The sequence below is a fragment of the Nocardioides sp. NPDC006273 genome, assembly GCF_040613495.1.
GTDB lineage: Bacteria > Actinomycetota > Actinomycetes > Propionibacteriales > Nocardioidaceae > Nocardioides.
On sequence record NZ_JBEXSD010000118.1, the window covers coordinates 1 to 4,791 of the forward strand.

Genomic DNA, 4,791 nt, shown 5'->3' on the forward strand with positions numbered 1-4,791 from the left:
GACGAGTGCCAGGGTTACGTCGACGAGCTCGTTCAGGACGGGTTCAAGACGGAGAAGGCGTCGGGCAAGTTCCAGGACGGCTACTCGGAGATGACGACGGGTCTGAAGGACGCCATCGCTGGTGTCGAGGACATGGCTCAGGCTCTGCGTGACATGGCCACGGCCATCCAGGACCTCGACTCCCAGCTCGCCGGCGGCTGAGAGCCGATTTTGAGTCTGGCGGGGGCGGAGAACCGTCCCCGCCAGACTTCCCTGACCATTTCGAGGTTGCCCGGCAGCCTCGGAGTAATCGTGTAGACCAGCAAGGACCTGGAGGCGAACTTCGTGGCAGACGTGTTGATTCCGTTCGATCGGATGGAGGAGCTGAGTAATGCGCTCGGTTTGATCATCACCGAGTTCGAAGAAGCCAGCTCGCGAACGGGCGAGCTGGAGAACGCCATTCGTACGCCGCTGCCTGGCTGGACCGCATTGAAGGATCGCGCAAGCGACTTCGAGTCCAAGTGGGACGACAAGCGGGAGACGTTGCGCGGGAAGCTCGAAGAGATGAAGAAGCGGGTCGACGAGAACCGGCAGGCCTGGGCTGACCTGGACGCCGAGCTCGCCAAGATGCAGGAGAGCGCCGCATGACCGAGAACGACCCCAAGTACCGCCGGCTCTCGATGCCGGACACGTATGGCGGACGTGAGCTGTTGAAGGTCGACGGTGACGCCGGCGTGATCAGCACCCGAGCCGCCGCGATCATCGACCTCGGCGAGAAGATGTCCACCGCGGCCGATACGCTGCAGCTGTTCGCCGACGGCGACCTCGGTATCGGTGACTCCCTGGAGAAGATCCGCGAACAGGCCAAAGAGGTCTACGCCGACCTGCGTACCGCAGGCGAGCGCTACTCCCCGAGCGGCGAGGCGCTGAAGTCGTACGGGCAGGCGCTCGAGACCGTCCAGGACGAGACGGACAGCCTGGTCACCAACGCCGAGACCGCGTGGGACTCGGTCAACACCACCTCGTTCGCGCTGCTCGAGGTCCAGCAGGCGCAGGAACAGCACGACCAGGATGCCGAGGACAAGCCCGCAGGCGAGGGGGACGGCGAGACCGCGGCCCCGCGGCCGGACGCGTCCGGTGAGCAAGCTGCGTTCGACTCGGCGGTCGCGGACTGGCAGAGCTACTGGGGAAGCTACGACGCCCCCGTCTCGACCTGGGACAACGCGTACGAGACGACCCGGGACGATCTGGAGGAGGTCAACGAGAACGGCGTCGAGGACGGGTTCTGGGACAACGCCATGCCCTTCATCGAAGGGGCGCTGGTGGTGCTCCAGGTGATCGGCTTCGTCGCGGTGATCCTTGCGATTTGTTTGACCGGTCCGCTCGCAGCCCTCGCCGCCGTGATCGGCATCATCGCAGGTGTCTTGATGGTGGCTCTCGAGGCCTCGAAGTTCCTTGCGGACAGAGGTTCTGGGACCGGCATGGCGTTGGCGCTCCTTGGGGTCGTGCCGTTCGGCAAGCTCGCCAGTCTCGGGAAGCTCGCCGACGGACTGTCGTCGTTGAAGTTCTCCAAGCTCGCCGGATCTGCTAAGGCATGGGGTCGGGGCTTGGACGCTGCCGCGATGGAGAAGTTCGGGGTGCGCAGCGCGGACTGGATGACCCGTCACGGCCTGAACACGAGGAACATGCTTCGGGGCTTCACCCTGTTCCGCGAGGGCGGGCGAAACAGCCGCAGCGAGATTGCGCACGCGCTGTGTGGGTTCAGCCCCGGCACCGTCCCAGGGTCGCTCGCGGATGCGCTGACCGGGACCGCGCAGGGTGTCGGCGTCTCGATATCCAATATCGTGGGGATGGGCAACGTGGTCGGCGACTGGGCGGGGGCGAACTGATGAGCCTCGTCAACAGCCTTCGGGCCGAGCTCTTCGGCGCGACAACGAAGACCCCTCCGTTCGGGTTGCTCCTACCCCAAGGTTGGGCAAAGCGACCGGCCGACATGGATGCCCTCCGGGATCAGGTCCGCGCCGCGCTGGAACGATCACCTGGAGTCGACGCGATCCGGATGAGGGCCAGCCTCGACGCGATACTGGCTCAGGCGGACAATGCCGATCCTCAGGCACGCGAGCGGATGATCGCTTGGGTCTCCCAGGTGGACGTCCCCGTCGATGACTTCGTACCAATGAGTATGGCGCTGGCCTGGATCCAAGCACCTGCTGGTTCGGCGATGACATCGATGGCCAAGCAATTGGTCACCGATCGCGGCGCGGCCCCGCTCGATGATCGAGGCACCATCCTTCGGTGGGTCGACAGGGTGGACCACGCCGTCGACGGCGGAACGGTGCACACGGTGCAGCCGACGTATCTCATCCGCGTGCCGCACGCGCCGGACACCGCACTTATGATCCGCACGACCATCCTTGACGGAGGAAACGGTGAGCACGTCGGCGAGCAGGACATCCAGACCATGACGCTGCTCAGTGACGGGATCGTGGCCACGTTCCGCTGGAGGAACGATGCCTGACTTCACGATCGCACCCGCCCCGTCCTTCTGGCACGAAGTGCCCGGCGCAGACGGCGAAGCCCGGTTCCTCGCCGAGCGGACAGCCGGACTTGAAGGAGAGGCCAAGGCAGTCGCGACCACCATGGCCGAGTTCGCCCTCGCCACCCACAGTGCGACCGATGACCTGACGCTGTTGCTGCAGGAACCAGAGTCGTCGTTGTACGCAGTCGCGGACTTCGCGCTCTACACAGACCGTGTGCCACCGACCTCCGAAAAGGAGGCGTTGGGGCTTGTCACGGGCGGCGAGGTCGGTCCGTGGGACCCGACTGTCGTTGCAGTTGAGCTCGGCCCTGTGCACGGGTTCCGGATCTCGGAGTTCCTCGCTGCCGCCGAGGATGCTGGGCTGAACAGCGATCTCACCTACCTACAGCTCATCCAGACGACGTACGTCGTCTCTGTTGATGGACGGTTGGGGACGGTGGCGCTCACGCCTGCCCCATCACCTGGGGCCGGGGTGATCCTTGCGCTCGTTGAGCCTGTGATCTCGACTTGGAAAGTATCTTCATGAGTAATGACAACGTGGCCGGCCTCCGAGTTGAGATCGCGAAGGCGGTAGACCAGTCCTCTGAGATCGACCTGACCTCCTCGCGAATCGACGAGATCGTACTCAGCGCGACTGGGCATGACCGACTGGCCTCTGATCTCTTCGATGCTGCTGAGGAAACCCGATTTCAGGCTGCTCACAAGGCCCACCAGAAAGACGAGGGGGCATGGGGCGGCATAGGTGTGCTCGCTATCATCGTCGCCGCGACCGCCGCCGGCGGCATCTTCGGTAGGTATGGCCAAGCGCCAGGATTGACGTGGATGCCGCCGGTCCTATCGCCAGTAGTCGCTACCCTCATCGCGTTCGTCGCGCTGGCCTCGGTGCGCAAGCCGATGGGGCGCACTGCTGCCGGCACATGTGTAATCGCGTTGGTGCTCATCGTGGCCGCGGGAGTTGTCACGCTGCTTGCTCCGGGCTTGAAGCCCTGGGAACAGGTCTCGATCATCGCGTCGCTGGCGGTCGGGCTCGTGGGTGTTGCTTGGATCCACCTAGTGCGAGCACGAAACCCCGAGGCCGCCCGCGAACGCGATCTCGGCCTCTTCCTCGCCCGACGTGAGGCCCGCGCAGCGCTCGCTGAGGAACGTGAGCGAGCGATCCAAGCTCTGGACGAGCGGCTCCGGGAGGCTGGGACTGACGTTGCCTCTCTCGAGTCGCTCTGGACGTACGCAGCCGCATGTGCTGCGAAGCGCGGGACGAAGGGGCTCGAGAGAGTGGAAGGCCCTGTAGGCGCGTCCAAGCTCACCGCCATCTTGGACATCCCGCGCGATCATCACGATATCTCCGGCGAGAGGGTCGAGGCGGCCTGGGAGGCCAAAGTCCACAAATCTTGACTGCTGGGCATGGCGTGCTTGTTCGGCCAACTCGGTGGGCGTCATGAAGCTGGTCGCCGGGAACGGCGACGCGGACCCGATGTGGAATCGACTCCGGGGCCGTTAGGCGATGCGTACGACAGAGAGCTGGTGGCGCCAAGCTGGACGAGATCGTTCTTCGGGAGAACGGCACCCACGAGAGCCTCAACGACCTTTGCCGTGACGCGGAGAAGGCTCGCTTCGCCATCGAGGGCGGGACCCGAGCGGCACTGAACGCGGGCACCTCACTCAACTGTTTCGGCCTCCTTGCCGTAGTCGCCGCCGCGGCTGCTTGGGGCGGCGTCTTCGGCCGGTACGAGTCACCAGGATGGACGTGGATGCTTCCGGCGCTCGCGCCGGTCGTTGCTGCCGCAGCGGTGATAGTCGCGGTGTTCTCGCTCGGGCGTCCAGCCACTCGGATGGCGTCCGGATCGGGCACGATCGGCTTCGTTCTCATCAGCGTGGCCGGCGGCATCACGTTGTTCGTCTCCGACCTCGATTCGCGGGAGCAGTGGTCGATCGTGGCCTCGATCGCTGTCGGCGGCGCAGCGGTCGTTTGGCTCCGCCTCACGCGGATCCTCAACACCGATGAGTCCCGCGACCTCGAGCTCGCTCTTCTCCGTGCGCTCCGTGACGCACGGGCTCTCCTCGAAGAGGAACGAGCGAAATTCCTCCCGAGGCTCGACCAAACCCTGCAAACCGTACGGGCTGATCTCAGTGAGCTCGACGCCCTATGGGCCTTCGCGGCCGACTGCGCCGCCAAGCGCGGCGACGCTCCTATGTCCTGTCAAGGGTTTGTGGGTGCTCGAGTTGGCGGTAGAGCTCGCGGGTGATGTAGCGCTTGAGGCAGCGGCGGATCTCGC

7 protein-coding genes are annotated in these 4,791 nt (G+C 65.1%); all 7 read left to right on the forward strand.

Annotated features, from left to right (window positions below; genetic code table 11):
* Positions 1-201: hypothetical protein (locus tag ABZZ22_RS26770; RefSeq protein WP_354938536.1), on the forward strand; the 201-nt coding region annotated here is incomplete at its 5' end.
* A 123-nt stretch (positions 202-324) separates the two neighbouring features.
* Positions 325-627: a hypothetical protein gene (locus tag ABZZ22_RS26775; protein WP_354938539.1), complete on the forward strand. Its 303-nt coding sequence runs from the start codon at positions 325-327 to the stop codon at positions 625-627.
* Positions 624-1,868, forward strand: a complete 1,245-nt coding sequence (locus ABZZ22_RS26780; RefSeq protein ID WP_354938542.1) for a hypothetical protein — start codon at positions 624-626, stop codon at positions 1,866-1,868. The genes ABZZ22_RS26775 and ABZZ22_RS26780 overlap by 4 nt, the downstream gene beginning before the upstream one ends.
* Entirely contained in the window at positions 1,868-2,497 is a 630-nt protein-coding gene (locus tag ABZZ22_RS26785; RefSeq protein ID WP_354938545.1) for a hypothetical protein, read from the forward strand. The genes ABZZ22_RS26780 and ABZZ22_RS26785 overlap by 1 nt, the downstream gene beginning before the upstream one ends.
* Positions 2,490-3,044, forward strand: coding sequence for a hypothetical protein (locus tag ABZZ22_RS26790; RefSeq protein WP_354938548.1), 555 nt, complete (start codon positions 2,490-2,492; stop codon positions 3,042-3,044). The genes ABZZ22_RS26785 and ABZZ22_RS26790 overlap by 8 nt, the downstream gene beginning before the upstream one ends.
* Positions 3,041-3,910, forward strand: a complete 870-nt coding sequence (locus ABZZ22_RS26795; protein ID WP_354938551.1) for a hypothetical protein — start codon at positions 3,041-3,043, stop codon at positions 3,908-3,910. The genes ABZZ22_RS26790 and ABZZ22_RS26795 overlap by 4 nt, the downstream gene beginning before the upstream one ends.
* A gap of 356 nt (positions 3,911-4,266) precedes the next feature.
* Positions 4,267-4,761, forward strand: coding sequence for a hypothetical protein (locus ABZZ22_RS26800; protein WP_354938554.1), 495 nt, complete (start codon positions 4,267-4,269; stop codon positions 4,759-4,761).
* Positions 4,762-4,791 lie beyond the last annotated feature (30 nt).

Bases quoted from the DNA above. Each gene is read 5' to 3' on its own strand.
- ABZZ22_RS26795 (WP_354938551.1), top strand. From the start codon at position 3,041: ATGAGTAATGACAACGTGGCCGGCCTCCGAGTTGAGATCGCGAAGGCG.
- ABZZ22_RS26790 (WP_354938548.1), top strand. From the start codon at position 2,490: ATGCCTGACTTCACGATCGCACCCGCCCCGTCCTTCTGGCACGAAGTG.
- ABZZ22_RS26800 (WP_354938554.1), top strand. From the start codon at position 4,267: ATGCTTCCGGCGCTCGCGCCGGTCGTTGCTGCCGCAGCGGTGATAGTC.
- ABZZ22_RS26785 (WP_354938545.1), top strand. From the start codon at position 1,868: ATGAGCCTCGTCAACAGCCTTCGGGCCGAGCTCTTCGGCGCGACAACG.
- ABZZ22_RS26780 (WP_354938542.1), top strand. From the start codon at position 624: ATGACCGAGAACGACCCCAAGTACCGCCGGCTCTCGATGCCGGACACG.